The sequence below is a fragment of the Gordonibacter pamelaeae genome (assembly GCF_003340385.1).
In the GTDB taxonomy this organism is placed as follows: Bacteria; Actinomycetota; Coriobacteriia; order Coriobacteriales; family Eggerthellaceae; genus Gordonibacter; species Gordonibacter pamelaeae.
On record NZ_PPTS01000001.1, the window covers coordinates 292,464 to 317,617 of the forward strand.

18 protein-coding genes are annotated in these 25,154 nt (G+C 67.4%); 13 read left to right on the forward strand and 5 right to left on the reverse strand.

Annotated features, from left to right (window positions below):
* The first annotated feature begins 338 nt into the window (after positions 1–338).
* From C1877_RS01235 to C1877_RS01250, 4 genes are all read left to right on the forward strand, one after another.
* Positions 339–1,832: a DHA2 family efflux MFS transporter permease subunit gene (locus tag C1877_RS01235; RefSeq protein ID WP_181813763.1), complete on the forward strand. Its 1,494-nt coding sequence runs from the start codon at positions 339–341 to the stop codon at positions 1,830–1,832.
* On the forward strand, positions 1,829–2,314 hold the full coding sequence (locus tag C1877_RS01240; RefSeq protein ID WP_015539096.1) for a CBS domain-containing protein: 486 nt from the start codon (positions 1,829–1,831) through the stop codon (positions 2,312–2,314). The genes C1877_RS01235 and C1877_RS01240 overlap by 4 nt, the downstream gene beginning before the upstream one ends.
* A 443-nt stretch (positions 2,315–2,757) precedes the next feature.
* Positions 2,758–3,558, forward strand: a complete 801-nt coding sequence (gene dapB, locus C1877_RS01245; RefSeq protein ID WP_114568136.1) for a 4-hydroxy-tetrahydrodipicolinate reductase — start codon at positions 2,758–2,760, stop codon at positions 3,556–3,558.
* A gap of 212 nt (positions 3,559–3,770) precedes the next feature.
* Entirely contained in the window at positions 3,771–4,775 is a 1,005-nt protein-coding gene (locus C1877_RS01250) for a DmsC/YnfH family molybdoenzyme membrane anchor subunit (protein ID WP_114568137.1), read from the forward strand.
* Positions 4,776–4,866: 91 nt separating this feature from the next.
* Here the strand turns inward: C1877_RS01250 and C1877_RS01255 are convergent, their stop codons facing one another.
* On the reverse strand, positions 4,867–6,444 hold the full coding sequence (locus tag C1877_RS01255) for a helix-turn-helix transcriptional regulator (RefSeq protein WP_114568138.1): 1,578 nt from the start codon (positions 6,442–6,444) through the stop codon (positions 4,867–4,869).
* A 223-nt stretch (positions 6,445–6,667) separates the two neighbouring features.
* Between C1877_RS01255 and C1877_RS01260 the strand changes: the two genes are divergently transcribed.
* The 6 genes from C1877_RS01260 to C1877_RS01285 all read left to right on the forward strand — a co-directional run bounded on the left by C1877_RS01260 (position 6,668) and on the right by C1877_RS01285 (position 13,439).
* Positions 6,668–7,252: a 4Fe-4S dicluster domain-containing protein gene (locus tag C1877_RS01260; protein WP_041239097.1), complete on the forward strand. Its 585-nt coding sequence runs from the start codon at positions 6,668–6,670 to the stop codon at positions 7,250–7,252.
* A gap of 232 nt (positions 7,253–7,484) precedes the next feature.
* On the forward strand, positions 7,485–9,899 hold the full coding sequence (locus tag C1877_RS01265) for a DMSO/selenate family reductase complex A subunit (RefSeq protein ID WP_015539093.1): 2,415 nt from the start codon (positions 7,485–7,487) through the stop codon (positions 9,897–9,899).
* Between the two features lie 25 nt (positions 9,900–9,924).
* A complete protein-coding gene (locus C1877_RS01270) occupies positions 9,925–10,545 on the forward strand; it encodes a 4Fe-4S dicluster domain-containing protein (RefSeq protein ID WP_015539092.1) in 621 nt (206 codons plus the stop codon).
* A gap of 1 nt (position 10,546) precedes the next feature.
* The gene (locus C1877_RS01275) at positions 10,547–11,410 is read left to right on the forward strand and encodes a dimethyl sulfoxide reductase anchor subunit family protein (protein ID WP_015539091.1); all 864 of its coding nucleotides are present in this window, start codon (positions 10,547–10,549) and stop codon (positions 11,408–11,410) included.
* Between the two features lie 361 nt (positions 11,411–11,771).
* A complete protein-coding gene (gene dmsD, locus C1877_RS01280) occupies positions 11,772–12,425 on the forward strand; it encodes a Tat proofreading chaperone DmsD (protein WP_114568139.1) in 654 nt (217 codons plus the stop codon).
* A 9-nt stretch (positions 12,426–12,434) separates the two neighbouring features.
* The gene (locus tag C1877_RS01285) at positions 12,435–13,439 is read left to right on the forward strand and encodes a dimethyl sulfoxide reductase anchor subunit family protein (protein WP_244909762.1); all 1,005 of its coding nucleotides are present in this window, start codon (positions 12,435–12,437) and stop codon (positions 13,437–13,439) included.
* Here C1877_RS01285 and C1877_RS01290 read toward each other — a convergent pair.
* A complete protein-coding gene (locus tag C1877_RS01290) occupies positions 13,330–16,761 on the reverse strand; it encodes an EAL domain-containing protein (RefSeq protein WP_114568140.1) in 3,432 nt (1,143 codons plus the stop codon). The two genes, C1877_RS01285 and C1877_RS01290, sit on opposite strands and share 110 nt — an antisense overlap.
* Before the next feature lie 278 nt (positions 16,762–17,039).
* On the opposite strand from C1877_RS01290, the gene C1877_RS01295 reads away from it, so the two are divergent.
* Positions 17,040–18,398 carry an L-cysteine desulfidase family protein gene (locus C1877_RS01295; protein WP_114568141.1) on the forward strand — a complete coding sequence of 453 codons (1,359 nt, stop codon included), beginning with the start codon at positions 17,040–17,042 and terminating at the stop codon, positions 18,396–18,398.
* Positions 18,399–18,445: 47 nt separating this feature from the next.
* Here C1877_RS01295 and C1877_RS01300 read toward each other — a convergent pair whose 3' ends face one another.
* Positions 18,446–19,702 carry a putative ABC transporter permease gene (locus C1877_RS01300; protein ID WP_114568142.1) on the reverse strand — a complete coding sequence of 419 codons (1,257 nt, stop codon included), beginning with the start codon at positions 19,700–19,702 and terminating at the stop codon, positions 18,446–18,448.
* Between the two features lie 177 nt (positions 19,703–19,879).
* On the reverse strand, positions 19,880–21,322 hold the full coding sequence (locus C1877_RS01305; protein ID WP_114568143.1) for a helix-turn-helix transcriptional regulator: 1,443 nt from the start codon (positions 21,320–21,322) through the stop codon (positions 19,880–19,882).
* A gap of 272 nt (positions 21,323–21,594) precedes the next feature.
* Here C1877_RS01305 and C1877_RS01310 point away from each other — a divergent pair, with 272 nt between their 5' ends.
* Positions 21,595–23,412: an FAD-dependent oxidoreductase gene (locus C1877_RS01310; RefSeq protein ID WP_114568144.1), complete on the forward strand. Its 1,818-nt coding sequence runs from the start codon at positions 21,595–21,597 to the stop codon at positions 23,410–23,412.
* A 94-nt stretch (positions 23,413–23,506) separates the two neighbouring features.
* Here the strand turns inward: C1877_RS01310 and C1877_RS01315 are convergent, their stop codons facing one another.
* Entirely contained in the window at positions 23,507–23,701 is a 195-nt protein-coding gene (locus tag C1877_RS01315; RefSeq protein WP_015539087.1) for a hypothetical protein, read from the reverse strand.
* A gap of 282 nt (positions 23,702–23,983) precedes the next feature.
* Here C1877_RS01315 and C1877_RS01320 point away from each other — a divergent pair, with 282 nt between their 5' ends.
* Positions 23,984–25,063 carry a hypothetical protein gene (locus tag C1877_RS01320; protein ID WP_114568145.1) on the forward strand — a complete coding sequence of 360 codons (1,080 nt, stop codon included), beginning with the start codon at positions 23,984–23,986 and terminating at the stop codon, positions 25,061–25,063.
* Positions 25,064–25,154: the final 91 nt, after the last annotated feature.

Below are 25,154 nucleotides of genomic sequence, written 5' to 3' on the forward strand. Positions count from 1 at the left end.
TGTGGAAATCGCTTGGAGCGACCTGCTTTCTCGAAGATACGGGGGTTTCGGCTTCCGGTATACTTGCCCGCTGTGAAATCGCTTCTGCATATACACGAACGCTATTCCTGCTCACGGCAGCTTTCGCGCCGCCGCACGCGCACGGCCGCGTTCCGCTCGACGGGCGAGGTCGGCCCGGGCGTGTGGCAAGGCTGGCGCTGAACGAGCTCGCTCGGGTGATGCGCGTCCGCTGACGCCTCCCCGCAACCTTCTTTCCCCTGAAACCTCATAGTCGACGCCCGCCGCCGCTTCGGCACGGCTCGGCGTCCGACGCGTTCGCAAAGGAAGTTGATGCGCTCTTGAACGAGCAACAGTTGATAGCCCGGCAGCACAAGGTGACCCGCAAGGAGATCACCGTCATCGGCATCGTGCTGGCCGGCGCGTTCCTCGCCATCCTGAACCAGACCGTCCTGTCTCCGGCCTTGCCGAAGCTCATGGACGCGTTCGCCATCTCGGCCGGCACCGCGCAGTGGGTGACGTCCATCTACATGCTGGTCAACGGCATCATGGTACCCATCACCGGGTTCCTCATCGACCGCTTCTCCACGCGCAAGCTGTTCTTCGCGTCCATGGCGGCGTTTATCGTGGGCACGGCGCTGTGCGCGGCGGCGCCGAGCTTCGAGCTGCTCATCGTGGGCCGCATCCTGCAGGCGGCGGGCGCGGGCGTGCAGCTGCCGCTCGTGGGCGTGGTGCCCATGCTCATCTTCCCGCCCGAGAAACGAGGCACGGCCATGGGCATGGCCGGCATCGTGATGAGCTGCGCGCCGGCGGCCGGCCCCGTGCTGGCGGGCGGCATCATCGACGCGTGGGGCTGGCGCATGATGTTCTGGTCGATGATCCCGCTCGCCGTCCTCGTGCTCGTCGTGAGCTTCTTTCTGCTCTCCAACGTGGGCGAGCTCAAGCGCCCGCACCTCGACGTGCCGTCCATCGTCCTGTCCACGTTCGCGTTCGGCGGCCTTTTGTACGGCTTCTCCAGCGCCAGCACGCTGGGTTGGGGCAACGCCGTGGTCGTCGGCAGCATCGCGGTGGGCGTGGTGTCGCTCGCGTGGTTCGTCCGCCGTCAGCTGCATCTCGACGAGCCGCTGCTGCAGCTGCGCGCCCTCAAGACGCCGACGTTCGCCTACTCGGCCGTCATCGTGACGGTGGTGAACTCGGCGCTGGCCGTGGGCAGCGTCATTCTGCCCATCTACCTGCAGAACGTGCTGGGGCTCACGGCGTTCGAAACCGGCATCCTCATGACGCCGGGTGCCGTGTCCACCATCTTCCTGAGCCCGATCAGCGGCATGCTGTTCGACAAGTTCGGCCCGCGCGTCATCGCCATCGTGGGCCTGACGGGGCTCACCGCCTCGCTGGCCGCGCTGTCCTTCGTCGACGACAAGACGACGGTGGCGTATCTCGTGGCGTTCTACGTCATCCAGTCCTCGGGGCTCACGCTGGCGAACATGCCGGTGACCACCTGGGGCATCAACGCGCTGCCGAACGACATGATCGCGCACGGCAACGCCATCAGCAACACCGGCCGCCAGGTGGGAGGCGCGGTGAGCACGGCGCTCATCGTCACCGTGATGACCATGGTGACCGCCGCGAACGCCGAAGCGGGCCCGGTGGCATCCACGGCGGCGGGCATCGACGTGGCGTACGGCATTTCCGCGGCGGTCGCCGCGATTGCGCTGATCGTCGCCGTGCTGAAGGTGCACAATACGAAGAAGCGCGCAGTCGCGACGCCTGCGCCGCAGGCCGAGGCGCCGCGTGCGGTCGATCTGGAAGAAGCTCGGGAAGGAGCCGGACGATGAACCGTACCATCGGGGATATCATGGAGCGCGACGTGTACACGTGCCGCTACGACCAGAACCTCGGCGAGATCGTGGCCCTGTTCAATGAGCTGGGCACGAGCGGCCTGGCCGTCATCGACGAGGACCGGCACGTGGTGGGGTTCATCAGCGACGGCGACATCATGAAGGCGGTGGCCGCGCAGAAAACGCGCTCCATCTTCGGCGGCGGCTACGCCAACATGGTGCTGTACGACAACGAGTCCTTCGAGGAGAAGGCCCGCGCGCTCAAGCACCGCAACGTGATGGAGCTGGCCGTGCAGAAGGTGCTGTGCGTCACGGCCGACCAGTCCATCGGCGAGATCGCCGACGTGCTGGCGAAGAAGAAGTTCAAGAAGGTGCCGGTCATCGACGAGGACGGCAGGCTCGTCGGCGTGGTGAGGCGCGCCACCATCACGCGCTACCTGTTCGACGTGCTGTTCGGCGAGGAGGGCGCCGGGGAATAGGGCCGCAGGACCGGAGTTGACCCGGCGGCGATATGGCCGAAGCCTGGGGCGATATGGTTGCAGCTCGGGGCGATAGGGCGGTCGCTGTTCGGGGCGGCACCGTGGCTATCGCGCGGGGCCAATGCCCGAGGCCCGCGCTCGTTGGTTGCCGAAAAGTCCTTCCGACGCACACTATTCACCAGTTTTTTACAGTTTTCCGCCCCTGAGGCGTGGGACTGGCCGAGCTTTGAGGAATGGGCCGGGGAAATGCCTGATGGCGAAACCGCGAAAAGCGGGTAGCGTCCAAATTCTGCAAAAATCGGTGATTAGTGTGCGCCGGAAGGCAGCCCGACCCCGCCTTTGTCGACTCGCCATAGGCCTTTCGCCGCCTGCACCCCTTATACTTGCGAAAACGAGCAGCGCGCCTGTTGGCGATGCTGCCACACGGTGGGAAGGAGCGCGGCATGAAGGTGATCGTCGTCGGGTGCCACGGGCAGATGGGCCAGCCCATCTGCCGTTTCGTGGACGAGCGCGAGGGCATGGAGCTGGTGGGCGGCGTGGGGCCGGCCGGCCGAGACTACATCGGTCGCGACCTCGGCCAGGTGGCAGGCCTCGGGCGCGACCTGGGCATCCCCGTGGCAGACGACCTTGCATCCGTCATCGACGAGTGCGACACGCTCATCGACGTGTCCAGCGTGGAGCAGTGCCTGCGCACGCTCGACCTGGCCGTCGAGCACGGCAAGGCCCTCGTCACCGCGAGCACCGGCTTCACGCCCGAGCAGTTCGCGCGCTTCGAGGCGGCGGGCGAGCGCATCCCCGTCATCTTCAAATGCAACACCTCCAAGATGGTGAACGTCATGCTCGCGCTCGTGGAAACGGCCGCGCGCGCCCTTGCAGACGAGTGCGACATCGAGATCATCGACCAGCACGACCGCGACAAGCTGGATGCGCCCAGCGGCACGGCCGTCATCATCGGCAACATGATCGCCGAGCTCAAAGGCACCACGCTCGACGAGCTGGCCGAATACGGCCGCGCAGGCCACGGCGCGCGCAAGCCCGGCGGCGTGGGCTTCCGCTCGCTGCGCGCCGGCGACATCACGAGCGACCACAAGGTGTACTTCGGCGGCCTGGGCGAGCGCCTGGAGATCACGCACTACTCCTACAGCGACGACTGCTTCGCCCGCGGCGCCGTCGATTGCGCCCAGTTCCTCGACGGCAAGCCCGCCGGCGTCTACTCCATCAAGGACGTCTTCGGGTTGCGCTGAACGCCTCTCGGTCCTCGGAAGGTCCTTTCGGGGCTCCTCCCGGGACGCTGCACGCTCTGAGCCGCACCGGCCTTCGCATCGCGGGACCGCTTCGGGGCGGCAACGGCTCAGAGGAATCGCGGATAGCCTCGGAAGCATCCTTGGGCGAGCGCCTACGATAGCCGCGGATAACGGCATTCGAAGGAGCCTAGCGCTTCAAGGAGGTTGGTTCTATGGATCTGGTGTATCTACAACTGCCGCTCGTGTTCTTCACAGCGGCCGCGCCCATGGCCTCGGGCGCGTTCATCGGCTTGGCCATTGCGTTCCTCACGACGCGCTTCTCGGCGGAGACCTTGCGGCGTATCGACCGATGGACGCTTTTGCCCCTGGTCATTTTGGCAGTAGGTGTGATCGCGGCCGTCGCGTTCATGAACACGCCGCAAAGCGCGCTTCTGGTTATCCAGGGGATAGACCCCGGGGCGTTCGGGTTCGCGGTGTTCATGGCCGTGGCGTTCGCCGTCGTGGCGCTGGTGTACTGGATCGTGGCCATGGTCGGCCGGCTGTCCGACGGCGCGCGCAAGGCGTTCGCCACGGTGGTCGCCGTGCTGGCGGTGGTGTACTCGGTGGCCATTGGCGCGGCCTACATGATGTCGGACGTCCCGCTGTGGGCCTCGATCATCGTGCCCCTCGGGTTCGCCGGCTTCAGCCTGGCAAGCGGCGTGCCGCTGGGCATGCTCATGCTGGCTGCTGCGAGGGCCCTTCCCGAGGCGCGCGAGACGCGCTTCGGCACGGCGGCGCTCGTCACGGCGCTCGTGGGCGCGGTGGTGTCTATCCTCGCCATCACGGTCCAGCTCATGAACGCCCAGGCCACAGTGGCCGCGATCTTCCCTGGCGCCGATGCCGTGCCAGGCGCCTGGGTGTACCTTATCGTGTCCATCGCCGGGTTCGTGGTGGCGCTCGCCTGCATGCGCGGGGCGTTGAGCGGGCCGCGCTCGGGCCGCTCGGCGGCGCCCCTTGGCAGCACGGCGGGCGCTGCGGCCATGCCGTGGAACAGCGTCGATTCGGCAGCTGCCAGCCCGGCGGCCGAGGGCAACGTGGTCCCCGACCTCGAGGCGCGCTATCGCAGGCAGGCTGCGACCGATGCGACCAAGGCTGTTCCCTACCTGGTCCTGGGCAACGTGGCGGTGCTGGCCGCGCTCGTGGCCGCCCGCGTGCTGTTCTACGCCATGCAGTTCTAAAGGCGCTGCGTTCGCAGGGCGAATTCAGGGGCTGCGTCGCATTCGACGCAGCCCCTTCCGCGCGGTCGGCGCAGGCGCCCTGCGAACTGCCCTAGTCCCCCAGCTCGCTCGGGTCGAACGAGTCGATGAGGTCCAAAAGCTCCTGCTTCTTGTGGATGTCCAGCTTGGTGTAGATGCGCTTGGAGTGCGTGCGGATGGTGTTCTCGGACACCACGAGGTCCTCGGCGATGCGGGCGACGGTATTGCCGCGCGCGATGAGCTCCATGACCTCGGTCTCGCGTGCGCTCAGGCGGTAGTGCTGGCGCAGCAGCTCGGCCTGCTTCGAGATGCGGTCCTGGTAGAAGGGCTCGCTTGCCACGGGCGTACGCTTCGCCTTCGCGACGGGGGCTGCCTTCGCAGCGGGCGCGGCCTTGGCAGCGGGCCGCGCCGCCTCGCCGGCGGGTCGCAGCGCCACCAGCTCGATGCTCTCCGCGTCGCTGCCGCGTGCGAATATCCGGCGGAACCCGCCCTGTCCCACGAAGTACATGAGCCCCAGCAGGTACACGGCCACCAGCGCCACCACGGCCACCGGCTCGATGCCGGTGACGGAGATCTGCTCGGCGAACGACCCGCCGATGAACCCCACGTCGTGCAGCGCGTACACCACGCCGCCGAAGAACCCGTACACGAACACGGGGTTGATGCCGCGGTCGCGCGATGCCTGCGCGCACTGTATCATCATGAGCACGATGGCCACGCTGTACACGGCGTACAGGATGGCCGCGAGCCACTGCGCATACGCCACCATGAGGAACGGCAGCAGCAGAAACGACGTGATGACGAACGGGAACACCACGCGGTAGGCGCCCACCACGTTCATGCGCAGGTTCTTGAACTGCCACAGCACCAGCACCGTGACCGCCGCCACGAGCGAGCCGGCCATGGACAGCACGTTCACCAGCGCTCCCACCTGCGGTTCGCCGATGGCCAACGAGCGCATGATGCCCGTGCAGAACCCGAGCGCTCCCACGCAGAACGCGCTGCGCCAGTAGTCGCGCACCACGGTGCGGTACACGTGCGGGTGGTCGCGCGGCACGTCCTCGAACATGGGCTGGTCGCGGTCGATCTCGCGGCTTTTCAAAACAATGGCCAGGCCGAACAGCGGCAGGAACACAAGCGGTATGAGGTAGGCCGTCACCGCCTGCGGTATGAGGTACAGCGCGAAGTACATGACGGCCGCATAGGCCGTGCCCACGATGAGGTCGCGGTTGCCGTGGTCGGCATCGAAGCTGGCGAACAGCCGCTGCCACAGCATGAAGAACCCGGCCGAACCCAGTCCCAGCAGGCCGCCGCCTACCACCACGAGCGGAAGGGCCCAGGCGTCCAGGTAGATGGCCGCAATGAGGCAACACCAGCCAAGGAAGTAAGGCGCGGCGGCCAGCATGACCATGAAGCGCCGCGTGGGCCCGGGCAGGAAGTACACGCCGAAGGCGCTGGCGAAGTAGCTTGCCGAGAACACGAGCGATTGCGCCAGGAAGAACCAGAACACGATCTCGGGCGTCTGGAACTCCAAGGGCAGGAACGGAAACACGCCTCCCCATACGCCGGCGGCATTGATGGCCAGGAACAGCGCGTAGCCGAGCGACGTGACGTTCGGCTTCAGTATGCGGATGACGGCTGCTGGCTGCAAAGGGCTCCCCCGGGTTTTATCGGACATGCGACGAGAGACAGGAGTGCAGTATAGCCGATTGGGCTCGCCCGTGCCTGCCGCAGGGCCGGGGCACGCGTTACGCCGGGGCAACGGGGTGCCCACGGTTCGTTGAATGCTCTGGTGATCGGCACCGTTGCAGAAGCGGTGCCCGATACCATGACGTGATGGGTTGTGGAGCGGAGGGGATGATGAAAGGAACAACGTGCCCTATGGATTTCACGTCGACGCCGTGCGCTGCGTCGGATGCCGCGCCTGCGTCGACGCCTGCTGTGCGCAGTGCCGCGTGCCGGACGAGCTATCCTGCCGCACCGTGACCTCCTACGAAGGCGGCGTTTGGGAGGAGGCGCCCGACGGCACCTGCTCGCTCATCTTGTTTGCGTACTTCATCTCGGTAAGCTGCCTGCACTGCGCCCGCCCTGCCTGCATGGCTGCTTGCACGGAGGAGGCGTTGCGCAAGCAGCCGGGTACCGGCCTTATGAGCGTGGTGACCGCCCTCTGCACCGGGTGCGGGGACTGCGCCCGGGCGTGCCCCTACGGTGTGGTGAAGATCGACCCGCGCCATGGCGTGGCCGTCATCTGCGATGCCTGCGCCGCCGTCATAGAGGCGGGCAAGCAGCCCGCTTGCGTGGAAGCCTGTCCCGAGGACGCGCTCCATTTCGGCGAGATGCGCGACCTCCGCGCCGCCTATGGCGAGCTGGCGAGCATCCCGCCGCTGCCTCCCGCGGACGCCACGTACCCCAGCCTGGTGCTCACGGCGCCGCCGGCACTGTTGAGCGCCCTGCGCTGACGGTTGGGGCGGCGGCGGGGAGCGCTGTCACATACACCCTCACATGCAGGCAGTTGACCTGCGAATACTCAAAGTTCCCACATTTTATGTGACACGCGTTTTCTCCGATAAGGGTATGGTAGGCCCCGTTATGGAGCCGTTTCCGTCTTGGGGGGAACCCGAAAGGCGGACCGGCAAGGCGTCCCGCGCGGGAGGCGCGGGACGCATCGAGGACTACCGAAGGGGGAGTGTCATGTCAGACATCATGCCGAGTCTGAGCCGCCGTACGTTCATGAAGACGACCGGTGCGCTCGGTGCGCTGGCAGCCGTGGGCGGCAGCGTGGCCGCCACGAACACGCTCTTCGGGGCGGGCGTGCCGCAAGCGCATGCCGCCGCCGAGGAGACCGTCACGTGGGGCCACTGCGCCATCAACTGCCCGGGCCGCTGCAGCCTGAAGTTCCACGTGCAGGATGACGAAGTGGTGTGGGTGGATACCTACACGAGCAAGGACGCGGGCTTCGACGACCCGCAGCCGCGCGCCTGCCTGCGCGGCCGCAGCTATCGTCGCTGGCTTGCCAGCCCCGACCGCATCAACTACCCCATGAAGCGCGTGGGGAAGCGCGGCGAGGGCAAGTACGAGCAGATCAGCTGGGACGAGGCCATCGACCTTGCAGCCACGAAGCTCAAGGAGGTCATCGACAAGTACGGCAACGAGGCCGTGTACGTGCCCTACGCCACCGGCGTGTCGGCCACCACGTCGCGTCCGTTCAACCGCTTCCTGAACCTCGTGGGCGGCTACCTGAACTTCTACAACAGCTACTCCACGGCGCAGATCTCCTGCATCACGCCCTACATGTACGGCTCCAAGGGCAACGGCGGCAGCTCGTTCAAGACGGCGGAGGACGCCAAGCTCGTGCTCATCTTCGGCTCCAGCCCCACCGAGACGCGCCAGGGCGGCCTGACCACGCACTACGACTGGGTGCACCTGCGCGAGCGCACGGGCGCGAAGATCTACATGATCGACTACCGCATGAACGACTCCATCTCGGGCCATTCCGAGCAGTGGCTGCCCATCAACCCGGGCACCGATGCGGCGCTCGTGGCCGGCATCGCCCACTACCTTATCAAGAACGACCTGGTGGACCTGGACTTCCTGCACACGTACTGCCAGGGTTACGACGAGGAGACCATGCCCGAGGCCTATAAGGGCAAGAACCTGTCCTACTACTCCTACATCATGGGCGAGGGCTACGACAAGGTGGAGAAGACGCCCGAGTGGGCTGCCAAGATCACCGGCATTCCGGCCGAGCGCATCGAGGAGCTGGCCGAGGAGATCGGCACGACGAAGCCCCTCTACGTGAACCAGGGCTGGGGCCCGCAGCGCCGCAGCAACGGCGAGTGGACGGCCTGGGCCATCATGGCGCTGCCCTGCCTGGTGGGCCAGATCGGCCTGCCTGGCACGAACAACGGCACCCGCGAGGACCGCACGAGCCCGGCGAGCGTGTCCATGGACGCCGGCAAGAACCCGGTGAAGACCTCCATCCCGTGCTTCCTGTTCACCGATGCCATCGACCATGGCACCGAGATGACGGCGAAGAACGCCGGCGTGAAGAACGCCGACGCGCTCAAGGTGAACATCAAGTACATGATCAACTACGCCGGCAACTGCCTGACCAACCAGCACTCCGACATCAACAAGGCGCACGACGTCCTGGCCGACGAGAGCAAGTGCGAGTTCATCCTGGGCATCGACACGGTCATGTGCGACTCGCTGAAGTACTCCGACGTCATCCTGCCCGACCTGTTCCGCTTCGAGCAGACCTCGCAGATCTCCACTGGCTCCGACACGGGCTACATGATCACGGGCACGGCCTGCACGTCGCCCAAGTTCGAGCGCAAGACCGCCTACGAGATGGCCACGCTCATGGCCGAGAAGTTCGGCGTGGCCGACGAGTTCACCGAGGGCAAGACCGAGGAAGAGCGCATCAAGGAGCAGTACGAGAAGGCGCGCGAGAAGAGCCCGAAGCTTCCCACCTGGGATGAGGCCGTGGAGATGGGCGTGTACATCGAGGAGCACGCGCCGGTGGTGTCCATGAAGAAGTTCCGCGACGACCCGGTGGCGAACAAGCTGGACACGCCGTCCGGCAAGATCGAGATATTCTCCGAGAAGCTGCTCGAATTCACCGAGGGCTGGGAGCTCGAGGCCGACGACACGCTGCCCGGCTTGGACACCATGCCCCCGATCCCCGTGTACCTGCCCGAGTGGTACGGCGTGGAGAACACGACCGACGAGTACCCGCTCGCGCTGTCCGGCTTCCACTACCGCGGCCGCATCCATAGCTCGTGGGGCTTCATGCCCGAGCTCAAGGAGGTCAACCCGCAGGAAGCCTGGATCAACCCGGTGGACGCGGAGCCCCGCGGCATCGAGCAGGGCGATACGGTGCGCGTGAAGAACGAGTTCGGCGAGATCGAGCTGTTGGCCAAGGTCACGCCCCGCGTGGTTCCCGGCACGGTGGCGGTTTCCCAGGGCGCGTGGCACGACGCCGACATGGCGGGCGACCGCGTGGACAAGGGCGGCAGCATCAACACGCTCACGACCCAGCGTCCCTCGCCCCTGTCGAAGGGCAACCCGCAGCACACGAACATCTGCGAAGTCGTGAAGGCATAGCGGCGAGGAAAGGAGAGGATAGATCATGACGCATTACGCATTTTCTTTCGACGGCACTCGCTGCACCGGTTGCAAGACCTGCGAGATGGCCTGCAAGGATTACAAGGATCTTGACCTGGGCGTCGCGTACCGCAAAGTGTACGAGGTGACGAGCGGCGAGACGGTGAGGGACGCCAACGGCTGCTTCACCTCCACGTGCACGAGCTACCCGCTGTCGCTGTCGTGCAACCACTGCGACGACCCGGCGTGCACGAAGGTGTGCCCCACGGGCGCCATGCACAAGGATGCGGAGACGGGCCTCGTGTCCGTTGACGCCGACAAGTGCGTGGGCTGCGGCTACTGCCACATGGCCTGCCCGTACAACGCGCCGAAGGTGGACCGCTCCAAGGGCCACTCCGTGAAGTGCGACGGCTGCGCCGAGCGCGTGGCGGCCGGCGAGAAGCCGGTGTGCGTGGAGGCCTGCCCGGCCCGCGCGCTCGACTTCGGCACGGTTGAGGAGATGTCCAAGGTAGGCGAGCGCGGCAACATCGCGCCGCTGCCCGAGCCGCACTACACGAACCCGAACCTGTTCATCAAGCCTTCCGCGGATGCCAAGCCTGCCGGCAGCGCCGACGGCAAGGTCGTCAACCCCCTGGAGGTGATGTAGCATGGAGGCCGCATTCGCCGAACTGCCTCTGGCGCTGTTCACGACCCTGGCCCCGATGGGCGCCGGCGCCTTCATCGCGCTCGCGCTGGCCTTCTTCACCACGACGTTCACCGACGACCAGGTGAAGAAGATCGACCGCATGACGCTCATCCCGCTCGTCGTGGTGCTCGTGGGCTTCGCCGCCTCGTTCTTCCACCTGGCCTCGCCGCTGCACGCGGCCGGCGTGTTCGCCGGCATCGGCTCCTCGCCGCTGTCGAACGAGATCCTCGTGGGCTCGCTGTTCGTGGTGCTGGCCCTGGTGTACGTGATCCTGGCGCTGGCCGGCAAGCTCTCCGGCGCTGCGCGCAAGGGCCTCGTGGCCGTGGTGGCCGTGGCCGCCGCCGTGTTCGCCTGCTTCACCGGCATGGCCTACATGATGGAGACCATCGCCTCGTGGAACTCGCCGCTCGTGGTGGTGCAGCTGCTGGGCTTCGCCCTGCTGGGCGGTATGCCGCTGGGCACGCTGGTGCTGGGCCTGGCGGGGGCGCTGCCTGACGCGCTCAAGGGCTCGTTCAAGACGGCCGGCATCGTGGTGGCCGCAGCCGGCGCGGTGCTTGCCATCGGCGGGTTCTGCGTCCAGGTCATGGGCGTGGGCGGCATGGAGAATGCCCTCGTGTCCGGCGCCGACCTCGTGGCCGACGTCACCATCTACCTTGCGGTGGCCGTGGCCAGCCTCGTGCTGGCGGCGGCGGGCACCGTGGCGGCGCTCCTGGGCAAGAGCCCGGTGGCAATGGCCGGCTTCGGCGCGGTCATGGCCGTGATCGGCATCTTCGTCGCCCGCCTCGTGTTCTACGCCGTGCAGCTCTCGGTGGGCCTGAGCTTCTAGCGCACCACCTTGCTGGTAAGGAAGGGAGCGCTCCCTTCCTTACCAGCCGGCCGGGTGCTTGCGCGCCGGGGCTGCCGCCCCGGCGCATCCGGTCAACCTCGCAAGTTGCCGAATGCGCCGGACGGCTCTCCCGATACGCGCGTCGCCGACCGGCTTGCAGGAAGGGTACGCCCCCCCCCGACCGGCTTGCAGGGAGGGTACGCGCTCCCCCTTCGACCAGCTTGCAGGGAGAGCACGCGCTCCCCCTTCGACCGGCTTGCCGGGAGGGTACGCGCGCACGGTTCTGAAACGAAAACTTTGACGGAGGCAAGGTACGCTACAATGTGGCGTACCTTGCTGGTTTCGACGGAGGGGACGAACTATGGACGAGAACATGCAGGACGGCTCGGACGTGCTCGAGGGCATCGCCTTCGTGGGCGAGACGCTGGGGCCGTTCTTCCTTCAGGACCCGAAGACGGGCGAGGCCGGGGCGGCGTTCCAGGCGTTGGCGGCGCTCGACGTGGACGCGGCCGCTGCGGAGTGGCCGTTCGCGGGCGAGGCCGAGGCGCGCGCCTGTCTGGCGCTCATGAAGGAGGGCCTTGCGCACGGCATCGAGGACGACGACCTGGTGTGGGAGTACCGCCGCCTGTTCGTCGGCCCGGCGCCGAAGCCGGCGCCGCCGTGGGGATCGGTGTACACCGACCGCGAGTGCGTCGTGTTCGGCGAGAGCACGCTCGCCCTGCGCGCTTGGATGCGCGCCCAGGGCATCGCGCGGCTCGTGGACGATAAGACCCCCGAGGACCACATCGGCCTCATGCTCGTGCTCATGGCGTGGATCGCCCGCAACCAGCCCGCCGACCTGGACGACTACCTGCGCCTGCACCTGCTGCCGTGGTCGCCGCACTTCCTGGACGAGCTGGCCGAGGCTGCAAAGCAGCCGTTCTACGAGGGCCTTGCCCGCCTGGCGAAGGCGAGCCTCGAGGGCATCCAGTCCGAGCGCGCCCTCGACGTGGCCTACCCGCGGTTCTACCGCTAGGAGGGGCTCATGCTGTCGGGGATGGGCACGGCGCTGGGCGAGATCACGCTCGTCCTGTTCACGACGCTCGCGCCGTCGGGCGTCGTCGCGTTCATCCTCATGGGCCTGCCGCTTCTGCGCGCGGACCTGGCTGCCGACGCGCGGCGGCGCATCAACCAGTTCCTAAGCATTCCGCTCGTCACTGCCATGGTGGGGCTCGTGGCCTCGGCCACCCACCTGGGCAATCCGGCGAACGCCCTCTACGTGTTCCTGGGCGTGGGCCGCAGCCCGCTTTCCACTGAGGTGTTCTGCGCCGTGGTGTTCCTTGCGCTGGCGGGGGTGTACTGGCTCTACTCGTTCGCGGAGCGCCCGCGCGTCGGCCTGCAGCGCCCCTGGATGGTGCTGGCCATGGCGGCGGGCATCGTGTTCGTCACGTCCGTGGCCTTCGCCTACAACGCCGAGACCATCGTATCGTGGTACACGGTGTACGTGCCGCTGAACCTGTGGCTGAACGCGTTGGTGGGCGGCCCGGTCCTTGCGCTCGTGGGCCTGCGTGCCGCGCGTTGGGAGCCGGCGTGCGGCCGCTTCGGACGCGCGGCGCTGGCGCTGTCGACGGCGGCCCTTGCCGCGAACCTCGTGTCGTTCGGGCTGCAGAGCGCCAGCCTGCCGTTCATCGAGAACGCGTTCCTCGCGGCCTCCGACCTCGTGCCGTATTACGGCCTCATGATCGCCGCGTTCGGCGTGCTGGCGCTTGCGGGTATCGGCCTGGACGCGCAGGCCCTGCTCGGCCGCACGCAGGGGGGGCGGCCGTCAGCTGGGCGTCGCGCGCGCGGCCGCGGCGTGCGCGCTCGTGCTGGCCGGCATCTTCGTCATGCGCTTCGCGTTCTACATGATGCACCTGACGGTGGGGCTGGGCGTGTAGGCTTTAGTCGGCATGGGGGGACGGGGTGCCCGGATCGTAGAAGCAGAAGTGCGCCTTGCCCTGCGACTTCGCCCGGTACAGCGCCGTGTCGGCGCGGTCGTACACCGTCTTGAAATCCGTTCCCTGCTTGGGTACGAGCACCACGCCGGCCGAGGCCGAGAGCTCGATGGACGTGTCACCCCTTACCTTCGTCGTCCACGGCTTGCCGCAAAGCGCGCCAACGCGCCGCGCCAAGCTGGCCTGCGTGATATCGTCGCAGTACACGATGAACTCGTCGCCGCCCCAGCGGCACACCAGGTCGTTCTTGCGGAATGCGCCGCGCAGATGGCTCCCCGCGTCCGCCAGCGCCGTGTCGCCGGACAGGTGGCCGTAGCGGTCGTTGATCAGCTTGAAATCGTCCAGGTCGATGATCACGAAGGCGCCTGCCGTTCCCTTGCGCAGCGTTTTCGCCAGGGCCTCCGGCAGCAGCGCTGCGCCGGTCTGGCGGTTCAGCAGCCCGGTGAGCGCGTCGTGGCGCGCCTTGTCCTCCAGCTCCAGCTCCCGGCGTTTGCGCCGGTCGATATCGGTGACGGTCAGATAGGCGTACACGTCGCCGCCCTCCTCGAGCCGGACGAGGCGGAAGTCCAGTTCCATCCAGCGCTCGCCCTGCTCGTCTTGCTGGCGGTACTCCAGCGAATCGAACAGCACCCCGTCCTCGAAACGCGCGAGCATGGCGTCGAAGTCGAGGAACGACCTGACCGCCGCCTCGTCCTTCACGGTATGCACCGTGCGCCCGATGCGCTCGGCCGGCGTGGTGTCCGTCCAGTCTTCGAGCTGGGCTCCCGAAGCCCGCCTCCATGCCTTCCGATCGGCGGCGTTCAGGAAGCTCTTCGTGCACAGGTTGACGCACCAGTGGTCCACGGCGCGGCCCTTCAGCATGTCGAACAGGTTGCCCTCCGGGTCGCTTTCGGCAGAAGCGGTGCTCGGTGCAGCTGGGGATGGATCGAGCTCCCTCTGGTCCGTCACGTCGGCGAGCGAGGCGAAGAAGATGCTGCGCTCCTGCTCGCGCCGCAGGAAGAACACTTTCAAGTGCAGCCACATAAGCTCGCCGTTCAGGCGGTAGCGCCGTATCGTGCCCTCGGCGCCCGACACCGGGTGCTGCTCGGCCTGCTGGAACAAGCTCATGATGAGGTCTCGGTCATCGGGGTGCACCTGGCGGAAGATGAACCGCTGGCGCTCGTGCAGGTCGATGGCGTTGCAGCCGGTCACGCGATAATACGAGTTGTTCACTTGCAGCAGCTCGAAACGATCGGGGTAGACGGCGTACACGGCCATGCCCCCGAGGAGGTTGTCGACGAGCGTGTGGCTCGTCACGTTTTCGTTCAGCAGCGCATCCAGGTCGATAAGATCCATGAGCGGGCTCAGCACGCCGCGGAAGTCCACGGCATTGGGCTGGCCGAGCAGGGCCTCGATCTGCTCGGTGTCCATGGGGCGGTGGAAGTAGTAACCTTGGGCGTAGTCGCAGCCGATCTCCTGGAGGAAATCCACCTGCTCCTTCGTCTCGGCACCTTCGGCGATGATGCGCAGGTCCATGAGGCGGGCCATGGACACGACGGCTTCGAGGATGCTCTCGCTGCGCTGCGTGTCGTCCTCGCGGTTCAGGAAGCCCATATCGATCTTCAGGACGTCCACGGTGATGTCCTTCAGCATGTTGAGCGACGAGTAGCCGCTGCCGAAGTCGTCCATGAGGATGGTGAAGCCGAGCGCTTTCAGCTGGCGCACCGCCTCGGCCATCTTTCGGTCCTCGGCATAGGCGCTCTCGGTGATCTCCAGCTCAAGGAGACGGTGGTCGAGGCCGTAGGTGCTCACCAGGTCCTCGAGGGTCTCCACCACGTCGATGGCGTACAGGTCGGCCCGCGAGATGTTCACGGACACGGGGATGGGCCGGTTGCCGCGGTCGATCCACGAGCGCAGGTTCCGGCACACCTCGTCCCACACATACAGGTCGAGGCTGGCGATGAACCCGTTGCGCTCGAGCACGGGGATGAACGCCCCCGGCATGACGATGCCGCGCTCGGGATGCTGCCAGCGCACGAGCGCCTCGAGGCCCACGATGCGCCCCGTGCGGGTGCTGCACTGGGGCTGCCAGTACGGCACGAACTCGCGGTTCTTCAGCGCCTGTTTCACTTCCAGCAGCAGCTTCGCCTCGTTCTCCAGCTTCTCGGACATGGAATCCTCGTACCAGGCCACGCGCTTGGCGTAGGCGTTCTTGACCGAGGCCATGGCCAGCATGGCATAGTCGCAGGCGGTGCTGACCGACCCTCCCGCCTCCTCGATGGGGCATACGCCGATGGCGGGACGGAACCCGATGGTGTCCTCGGAGTCGAAGGGCGGCAGCTTGAGCTGGCCGTCGATGGAGTCCTCGGCTATCACGCCGCAGGGCAGCACGAGGGTGAAGTCGTCGCCTCCCAGGTAGCCGGCCACGCCGCCATGGCGCTCGGCAAGGCTGTCGAGGCGGGCCGCGATGGAGCGCAGTATCTCGTCGCCCGCCTCGCGCCCATGCCACTCGTTGAACAGCTTGAAGTGCTCGATGTCCAGATAGGAGGCATCGAAGCGCTGGCCGGGATGCGCTTTGACCAGTTTGTCGGCCTTCTCGTAGAACGTGGAGGCGTTGTAGAGGCCGGTGAGCCGGTCGCGCTCGCGCAGCTGCCGTATCTGGGCGGTTTCGACGTGCTTGTTGCGGTTGCGCACTTCGGCATCGATGTCGGCGATGAAGCACATGACCACCGTCTCGCCGCCCTCTCCGCGCTTGACGGGCACGACGGTCTGCGCCACCCAGCCCCAGCTGCCATCGTAGCGCAGTTTGCGGAACTCGTCGCGCAGCGCGCCGCCCGCCTCCTCGATGCGCGCGAGCATGGTTCCGAAGTCCCAGAACCGCTCGAACCGCTCGCGGTCCTCGGGGCTTATCATATTCTCCCGCACGTCGTCGAACATAGCGTCGAGCTCGCCGGAGAGCGGCGGCATGACGTACTTGCCCGGCTCGTGGTAGAGTACCCGGTACGTGCCGTCCGTCAGGTTGATCTCGAACAGCTCGTCGTAGGACGAGGGCTCCCTCAACGTGGAGAACAGGCTGCGGCTCCGGTCGTCAACGGGCCGGCCCGAGAACAGCACGCAGGGGCCGCGGTCGAACCAGTCAACCTCGAGGCAGGTGATCTCGAACCATTGGTCGCGCCGCGCGCTGAAGATGACGGTCTGGGCGGCATCCCCGTCCCCGTGCCAGGGGCAGTCGATGCAGGGCTCGCTCGAGCCGCGGAACGACTCGTAGCAGAGGGAGCCCACCTGGCCGCGCGGGAACGCGCGATGGGCGGCCTGGTCCATGTACACCACGCGATAGTCGCGGTCGATGACATAGGTGTGCCGGCGCATGGATGGGTTCCCTGAAGCGCTGTCGCCCATGTACCTGCTCCTAACCGAAGTAGCCGATCTCCCCATGACGGACTGGTGCCGCAAGAGAGCAACCCCCATTGTATCTCCTTGCGCAGGCTGGTGTCTTGCAAAAGGCGAAAGGCTATAGAAATAGTCGGGTATTGCCGCACCGATCGTGCCCGTTCAATGCGTTAAAGACAGCTTCCCCACGATCACCGCGGCCTCTCGCCAGCGTCGATGCAGAGTCCGGCACCCGATGGGGGCCGCGTGCTATCATGGGGGAATCGCAACCGGCGGGAAGGCGGAGCATGGATCGGACCGACGAGCGCTACGGCGCCTACGTTTCCATCTTGGAAGAAGAGCTTATCGCGGCGATGGGATGCACGGAGCCCATCGCCATCGCGTTGGCGGCGGCGCGGGCGCGCGAGCTGCTGGGCGTCGAACCCGCCCGCGTGCAGGTGGCGGCCAGCGGCAGCATCATCAAGAACGCGAAGAGCGTCGTGGTGCCCCACACGGGCGGCCTCAAGGGCATCGAGGCCGCGGCGGCGGCCGGCATCGTGGCGGGGGAGGCCGCCCGCGGGCTGGAAGTGATCGCCGACGTTTCGCCGGCCGACGTGGAGAAGGTCGTCGCCTACCTGGAGGGCACCCCCATCGCGGTTGAGCGCGCGGACTCGGGCCTTGACTTCGACATCGTCGTGCAGGTGTTCGCGGGGGATGGTGCCGAGGGGGCGGCGGCCGCGGCGGAGGGCGCCGTCGCGCGCCCCGGCGCGGCGGATGCGGGCGCCCCGGCGCGCCGCGCGCTCGTGCGCATCGCCGACTTCCACACGAACATCGTGCGCGAGGAGCGCGACGGCGAGGTGCTGCGCGACGCCGCTCCTGCGTCCGAGGGCGGCGAGGCCGAGGGCATGACCGACCGCGGCGTGCTCTCGATGGCCGGCATCTGGGACTTCGCCATGACGGTGGACCTGGACGACGTGTGCGGGCTGCTGGAGCGGCAGGTTGCCTGCAACGCAGCGGTGGCCGACGAGGGGCTGGCCGGCGATTGGGGCGCCAACATCGGCAGCGTCATGTTGGGCGCCTACGGCGACGACGTGAAGGTGCGCGCCTGCGCCTGCGCCGCCGCGGCGTCCGACGCGCGCATGAGCGGCTGCGAGCTGCCGGTGGTCATCAACTCGGGCAGCGGCAACCAGGGCATCACCGTGTCGGTGCCGCTCATCGTGTACGCGCGCGAGCTGGGGTCGAGCGACGAGCAGCTCTACCGCGCGCTCGTGCTCTCGAACCTCGTGGCCATCCACCAGAAGACGGGCATCGGGCGCCTGTCGGCCTTCTGCGGCGCCGTATGCGCGGGCGCGGCGGCGGGCGCCGGCATCGCGTACCTGGACGGCGGCGGCTACAAGGAGGCGTGCCACGCCGTGGTGAACGCGCTCTCCATCGTGGCCGGCATGGTGTGCGACGGCGCGAAGCCCTCGTGCGCCGGCAAGATAGCCTTCTCGGTGAACGCCGGCATCTTGGGCTACGTGATGTACCGCGACGGCCAGCAGTTCTACGGCGGCGACGGCATCGTGAAGAAGGGCGTGGAGAACACCATCGACTCCATCGCCCGCCTCGGCCGCGACGGCATGCGCGCCACCAACGACGAGATCATCAGGATCATGCTGGGTTCGTAGGGGAAGGAGCAGGGAGACGGAAAACCTCCCCTGCCTTAGCATCCGTCTCAGTTCGCGCGGGTGGCGTTGGAGGGGTCTATCGACATGCTCTGGAAGCGCTCCTGCATGTACTCGTTGTCGAAGTTGCGGTCGAAGAACTGGGCCATGGCGGTCTCGGCCGGCTTGCCGGCCATGCGCTGGTACCAGCAGTCCAGCGACAGCAACGTCATGGCGCCGTCCACGATCATGAGGGCCGCGCACACCGTGGTGACGGCGTAGCGCCAATTCCAGGGTATGAGGTTCACCAGCTTCAGCATCCAGGGCAGGCACAGCTTGATCCACACCACGCCCAGCACGCCCCACATGGCCATGAACATGCCGTTGGTGCGCCCGTCGATGGACAGGAACGTGCCCGAGTAGTCCCAGGCCACAATGCCGAAGGCGAACTGCATGAACCAACTGGTCAGGTATTCGAATGCCCCGCCGATGACCGCGCTCACCAGGAAGATGAGGACGACGTTCTTGTCGTGGAAGCGGTTGAGCGCCACGGTCATGAGCACGGCGCCGAACCCGTAGATGGGCGAGAAGGGCCCGAACAGCAGGCCGGCACGGTCCTGGTAGTGGCCGGGGTCGACCACGACGAAGTGGTACACCGTCTCGATGATAAGGCCCAGCACGCAGCAGACGGTGAATATCCAGAACAGGTTGAAGAAGTTGAGGGCAATGAACCCCTTGCCGGTCTCGTCGCGCCCGAGCGTGCCGTCCTCGGCGTCCTCGCGCGTCTCCATGTCGCGCAGCTTGCGTTGCAGCTCGCGCTCGTCGGCAAGCGACGGGTCCAGGTAGCTGGTAAGCACCACGAGGAACACGATGAAAGCCACGAAGAACAGCACGGTGCCGTCCAGGCCGAAAAGCATGATGTCACACAGGATGCCGGCTACCATGAGGCCGGTGAGCAGCTCGGCGGTCTGCGCCGCAAAGCGCCGCTTGTCGCGCAGCAGGCGGATGCCGAACACGATGAACGCCACGGTGAGCAGGGCCAGGATAGCCAGCAGCGCGAAGAACAGCACCGTGGAGGCCGTAGAGTCGTCTGCGAGCGCGCCTTCGCGAAACGCGATCACCATGGCCACGATGACGAACCCGATCATGGGCAGGATGGCGACGCCTGCCACGATGCACAGGATGGCGAACACCTTGAGCGGCAGGGGGATCTTCTTCTTGAGGGTTGCCGCCGCCTCGGCTTCCTGGGACGTCAGCGCCTCTATCTCGGCTTCGAGCTTGGCTTCCGCCTCGGTGCTGCGCTGCCCCTCGCGGTGGTTGTGCATCATCGGTACCTCTCGTGCCCATGCCGACGCGCACCGCGCCGGCCCCGTCCAGCTTGCAGGCACCCACGATACCATAACCCGATGGGCGGACGGTTACGGGGCGGATGATGCGCATCGTGCGCCCATGAGCGTGGGCGAGGGTTGAGGCCGTTGCGTGCGACGGGCACCGCGCGGCACGCTTTAGGCGTTGCGCGTCTCGGCCTCTATGAGGTCGATGAGATCCTGCTGCGAGTGCACGTCCACCTTGCGGTAGATGCTCTTCACGTGGCTCTTCACCGTCTCGTCGCCAATGACCAGCTCCTCGCGGATGTAGGCGCGGTTGCGGCCCTTCGCCAGCAGGAACAGCACCTCTATCTCGCGCGGCGACAGGCGGCAGCGCCGGGCGATGCGCGTGCCGGCCTTCTCGAAGTCGGTGGCGGCGTCGGCCTCCTCCATGGGCTTCACGTAACCCCAGCCCGTGCTGGCCTTCCCGCTGCCCAGGGCGAACAGCGCGATGATGAGGATGGCGAAGATGATGCCCGCCGAGAGCATGGCCATCCCCAGGTCGGTGTCCACCACGTTCACGGCCAGCGCCGCAGCGATTGACCCGGCGAACTGGCCCAGCTGGATGGACAAAAGCCCCCATCCCGCTATCCAGCCGGCCGGCACGCCGCGCGAGGCCAGCACGGGCCACAGCGCCCACAGCACGATGTAGAAGTACTGGTAGCCCGCCTGGTGCACCGCCGTACCGATGACGTTCCACGGCTCGTGCAGCGGCAGGAACAGGAAGCCCGCCGCCATGAGCGGCAGGGCCACTTGGTACGTCAGATGGTCGAAGTCCATCTTCGCCCAGCTCATGGTTGCGAAGATGGCCACGGATCCGCCGACGATGGCCGCGATGTTCAGCAGGTCGCGCACGGCCAGCCAGTCGCTCTCCACGGGCGCCATGAGGCCTTTCATCGCGCCGAACGACACGCCGAAGAAAAGCGCCACGGTCACGAGCCGCAGCGGCGGGCGCGCCTTCACCCGCATGTTGCGCTCGCGCCGGGGCAGGCGGGGCACGCTGCGCTTGTAGTGCAGGAAGCAGCCCATGCTCGCCGCCGGCAGCAGGGCCACGGCCAGCTGGGCCGCGTCGACGGGCAGCAGCCGGATGGCGAAGTACGCGACGGCGGCGATGAGCAGGGCGACCACGGAGTAGTTCACGGTGCGCTTCGATCCGAGTGAGGCGAACAGCTCGGCCCACAGTACCACGACGATGGCGCTGCCCACGCCTGTGACCAGCGCGCCTGCAAGATAGACCGGCGCGGCGGCCCCGCCGGCGGCGACGAGCACCGGGTGAGAGAGCGCGAGCGTCCCCGCCGCGGTGAGCGCGCCGCCCGCATGGGGCAGCCAGCGCACGTCGGCCAGCGGGTTGCGGAAGTACGACAGCATGAGCAAAAACGCGATGGTCACGACGTTCGCCAGCAGCGAGACCACCCACAGCGGCTCGAGCGCGAGCGGGCCGGCCAGGCCGCTGAAGACGTCGAGCAGCGTTCCCTCGCCGTAGAACAGCGAGCTCCAGAACACGCACCATATCCAGATCCAATGCGCCGCGAACCCCAGCAGATCGGGCGTGCGCCACAGCTCGTCCTTGAACGACGGCATCGCCGCCCCCTCCCGTAGCAACCCGAGGCGCATCGGACGCGCCCCGGCTGATCTCCCCGTGCTCATTATAGCGCCTCGATCGCGTGCCGCACCCTGCTCGCGGGCATCCCCCCAGCAGGGGGAAATGCACGTGGGGAGGCATTTCCCCCTGCCTGCGGGTTGATGACGGGCAGCGTCGGTTTTAAGGTGGGCTCACGGGCAGCGGCAACGCTGCGTTCCGGCGCGCAAAAGGGGCGCGCCGGGTTCGCGAGTCAAATCAAGGAGGGATTCTCATGGAGGAAGAGAAGGGTATGGGGAAGAAGGGCCTGTCGCGTCGCGCGTTCCTGGGCCTGGGCGGCACGGCGCTCGCCGGTGCGGCCATGGCCGGCATGGCCGGCTGCGCGCCCCAGTCGAAGTCTGACGCCAAGGCCGATGCCGCCGCGGGCGGCGAGGGCGGCGTGCCGGTGGCGGAGAGCGGCGCCTCGGCCGGCCCCGACGTTGCCGGGAAGCACAGCTGGGAGATCGCGCCCGAGCCCATCGCCAAGGACAAGATCAAGGGCACGGAGGAATGCGACGTGCTCGTGATCGGCGCGGGCCTCGCGGGCTGCTGCGCCTCCATCTCGGCGCTTGAGAAGGGCGCGAAGGTCATCACCATCGACAAGAACCCCGAAACGGTGGTCGCGCGCGGCGTGCACATCGCCGGCTTCCACACCAAGGTCCAGCAGAAGCTGGCGGGCGAGGGCCTGGTGGAGGAGCCCGACTACAACAACGTGGTGCGCCGCTGGATCAACTGGGCGCAGGGTCGCGTGAAGGAGCCCTTGCTGTGGGAGTTCGCGCACAAGAGCGGCGCGTGCTTCGACTGGCTGTACGACCTGGCCACGAAGAAGGGCCTCGAGGCGCTTCTGTGGGACGGCTACTACAAGGGCCCCGACTACACCGAGTACCCGGTAACGCACATCTTCTACCAGGCCGACAAGTACGAGGAGACCGTGAACTTCACGTTCTACCAGGGTTCCGGCGTGGGCGACGTGTACGGCAACGCGGTGCTGGTGCCGGCGCTGTACGAGACCATCGCCGACATGGGCGGCGAGATCCGCTGGGAGACGAAGAGCGAGCAGCTCGTGCGCGAGGGCGACGGCCCCGTGACGGGCGCTGTCGTGTCCACCGGCAAGGACGAGTATACGCAGATCAACGCCAAGTCGGTCATCATCGCCTCCGGCGACTACGCGGCCGACAACGAGATGTTCCAGTACTATTCGCCCATGACGGCCTACGCCATGGACGGCCGCTTCTACAACCCGCCCGACTGCGACACCGGCGACATGCACAAGCAGGCCATCTGGGCCGGCGGCGCCATGCAGAAGTCCGAGCCGCACGCGGCGGTCATGCACCTGGACTTCGGCGCGGCCAGCTACGGCTTCTTGCACGTGAACTGGGAGGGCAGGCGCTTCAAGAACGAGGACGTGAACACCCAGTCCAAGAGCGTGACGAAGGCCCTCCAGACGAAGAAGGACGCCTGGACCATCTACGACTCCCACGGCCTGGAGCAGGTGAAGGCCCAGATGGACGCTGGTTTGGGCGGCGGTCTGCAGTGGGGCCAGCTCACCCAGCCGGTGGGCGGCGAGTACAACCTCGAGGCCCAGAAGAAGGTGCTGGAAGGCGAGCTGGAGAGCGGCCAGACGGTCGAGGCGAACACGCTTGAAGAACTGGCGGAGAAGATGGGCGTGCCGCCCGAGAACCTCGTGGCCACGGTCGACCGCTACAACGAGCTGTGCGATCTGGGCAAGGACCTCGACTTCGGCAAGCGCCCCGAGGTCATGGGCAAGGTCGTCGACCCGCCGTTCTACGCCGGCAAGCTGGTGGCCAGCATGCTCACCATGTGCGGCGGCCTGCGCACGAACCTGGACGCCCAGGTGCTCGACGCCGAGGACCAGCCCATCGAGGGCCTGTACGTGTGCGGCTCGGCTGCCGGCGAGTTCTTCGGCGCGGGCGACTACCCCACCTACGTGCCGGGTATCGGCCACGGACGCTGCGTGACGTTCGGCCGCATCGCGGGCATCAACGCCGCAGGCGGCAACGCCGACGAGGAGATCCCGAGCCTCGACCTCTAGCCATGGGGCAGGCGAGCGGGCGTCGTGCCCGCTCGCCGCTCCTTTTCAGGGCCGCCGATCCTCTCCCTCCCGATCGGCGGCCTTTTTGCGCGACCTAGCGCCCGTAAGGGTCCCAACCGCCGGGCGGCGTGACCTTCTCGGCCTGTACCACCGCCGAGGCGTACTGGATGCGGGCGACCAGATCGTGCTCCGCCTCCGACACGTCCTCGTAGTCGTCGCGCGAGCGGAAGAGGGCGTACACGTCCTCCATGAGCGCTCCGATGGTGATGTGCTCCTCGCCGTCGTGCATGGGAATCCCCCGTCCCTCGCCGACGCTCCCCAGGGACCGCCGACGCCGTAGTGTGCCAACCGTTCCAGTATAGCCGATATGTAACCTGCTGAATACGCTGACGCTTATAGCGGTTGTCTGCTGCGTGCTTCGCTCGACGGTTTGCCTGCGGGTGATGGGAGCGCAACGGTTGCGTCACGCTCGCCATCCACCCGTTCGGCGGCCTGCGGCCGGGGCGACAATGCAGCGGATACCGAACCATCCCGCGGACGCGCCCGTCCGCGGTCGACGAAAGGAACCGCCATGCCCGCATCGATCCATCCCGAACTGAAACTGAGCATCGTGCTCGACGAGGAGAGCTTCCAGGGCGACGCCGACGCCGAGATCGAGCGTCGCTTCACAGCCGTTGCGCCTACGGAGGTTGTGCGGGCCGAGAAGGGCTCGCAGCGCGCGAACGTCATCGAGTTCGATGTCGGGATGAACGCGGTGGACGAGGATGCGGAGGACCCGCTGTGGGAAGGCGCGCTCACCACGTGGCTCGACGAGGAGTTCGTCGAGACGTCGGCCCTGGTGGCACGCGAGAACGATGCGCGCCGCAACAACGGCGACCCCGTGCTGCCCTTCTCGTGGGCCGAGGTGCGCTTCGGCGCGGGCCCGGCCATCGCCGTGCGCATGGTGGAGTCGTCCATACCGGAGGCGGCCGCCGGCTACGTGGGGCGGGCGCGCACCCTGCTGCGCGCGGGTGCCCTGGGCGCGGACCCCATCGAGGTGATCCGCATTCCCGCCTGCGCGAGCATCGCGGCCCAACGGCAGGACGCCGGCGCGGCGCAGGGCGGCGCGGGTGCGGGCGATGCTGCCGATGCGGGCACGACGGCGGCCGTGCGCGCGATCGGCAAGGAGGAACGCGGCTCGTCGTCGGCCTCGGACATCATCGCGGCCGTGACGGAGGCCGCCGGCATCGACGACGAGGCGCGAAGCGGCTGGGCCGCCGCCGACCCCGATGGCGAGAACGCCTGGGAGGGCTCCGCGCGCGAGGCCGAGGAGCCGACGCGCGCCGAGCTGGACGACGCCGTGGCCGAGGCCGAGGCGGCGCTGCGCCGCGGCGACGACCCGGCCGATGTGGCGGCCGAGGAGGCGGCCGTCGATGTCGAGGAGAGCGCACCTCCGGCCTCGGTTGTCACCGACGAGCCTGCGCAGGGCAAGTCCTCGATGTCGGACGGGCGGGGCCGCGAGGACTTCGGGGTTGACACCTCGGGCGAGTCCTGCGCACGGGAAGGCGGCGAGGTGCCGAGCACGCTGGACTACCGCATCTGGAACGTGGCCTACGCCGACGGCACGTCGGTGCGCTTCGACTCCGTCCTGGGCGAGGCCATCCTGGACTAGCGAACGACAGAGGGACGGCGGGCGCAACCGCGCGCCCGCCGTCCCTCGCGGTTCTCGCATTGCCGGAAAAATGCGCCCTAGTCGAATTTTG

What these genes read in the sequence shown, in the direction of transcription:
- C1877_RS01275 (WP_015539091.1), top strand. Translation starts at nt 10,547, where the DNA reads ATGGAGGCCGCATTCGCCGAACTGCCTCTGGCGCTGTTCACGACCCTG.
- C1877_RS01305 (WP_114568143.1), bottom strand. Translation starts at nt 21,322, where the DNA reads ATGCCGTCGTTCAAGGACGAGCTGTGGCGCACGCCCGATCTGCTGGGG.
- C1877_RS01285 (WP_244909762.1), top strand. Translation starts at nt 12,435, where the DNA reads ATGCTGTCGGGGATGGGCACGGCGCTGGGCGAGATCACGCTCGTCCTG.
- C1877_RS01300 (WP_114568142.1), bottom strand. Translation starts at nt 19,702, where the DNA reads ATGATGCACAACCACCGCGAGGGGCAGCGCAGCACCGAGGCGGAAGCC.
- C1877_RS01290 (WP_114568140.1), bottom strand. Translation starts at nt 16,761, where the DNA reads ATGGGCGACAGCGCTTCAGGGAACCCATCCATGCGCCGGCACACCTAT.
- C1877_RS01295 (WP_114568141.1), top strand. Translation starts at nt 17,040, where the DNA reads ATGGATCGGACCGACGAGCGCTACGGCGCCTACGTTTCCATCTTGGAA.
- C1877_RS01320 (WP_114568145.1), top strand. Translation starts at nt 23,984, where the DNA reads ATGCCCGCATCGATCCATCCCGAACTGAAACTGAGCATCGTGCTCGAC.
- C1877_RS01310 (WP_114568144.1), top strand. Translation starts at nt 21,595, where the DNA reads ATGGAGGAAGAGAAGGGTATGGGGAAGAAGGGCCTGTCGCGTCGCGCG.
- C1877_RS01315 (WP_015539087.1), bottom strand. Translation starts at nt 23,701, where the DNA reads ATGCACGACGGCGAGGAGCACATCACCATCGGAGCGCTCATGGAGGAC.
- dapB (WP_114568136.1), top strand. Translation starts at nt 2,758, where the DNA reads ATGAAGGTGATCGTCGTCGGGTGCCACGGGCAGATGGGCCAGCCCATC.
- C1877_RS01240 (WP_015539096.1), top strand. Translation starts at nt 1,829, where the DNA reads ATGAACCGTACCATCGGGGATATCATGGAGCGCGACGTGTACACGTGC.
- C1877_RS01250 (WP_114568137.1), top strand. Translation starts at nt 3,771, where the DNA reads ATGGATCTGGTGTATCTACAACTGCCGCTCGTGTTCTTCACAGCGGCC.
- dmsD (WP_114568139.1), top strand. Translation starts at nt 11,772, where the DNA reads ATGGACGAGAACATGCAGGACGGCTCGGACGTGCTCGAGGGCATCGCC.
- C1877_RS01265 (WP_015539093.1), top strand. Translation starts at nt 7,485, where the DNA reads ATGTCAGACATCATGCCGAGTCTGAGCCGCCGTACGTTCATGAAGACG.
- C1877_RS01270 (WP_015539092.1), top strand. Translation starts at nt 9,925, where the DNA reads ATGACGCATTACGCATTTTCTTTCGACGGCACTCGCTGCACCGGTTGC.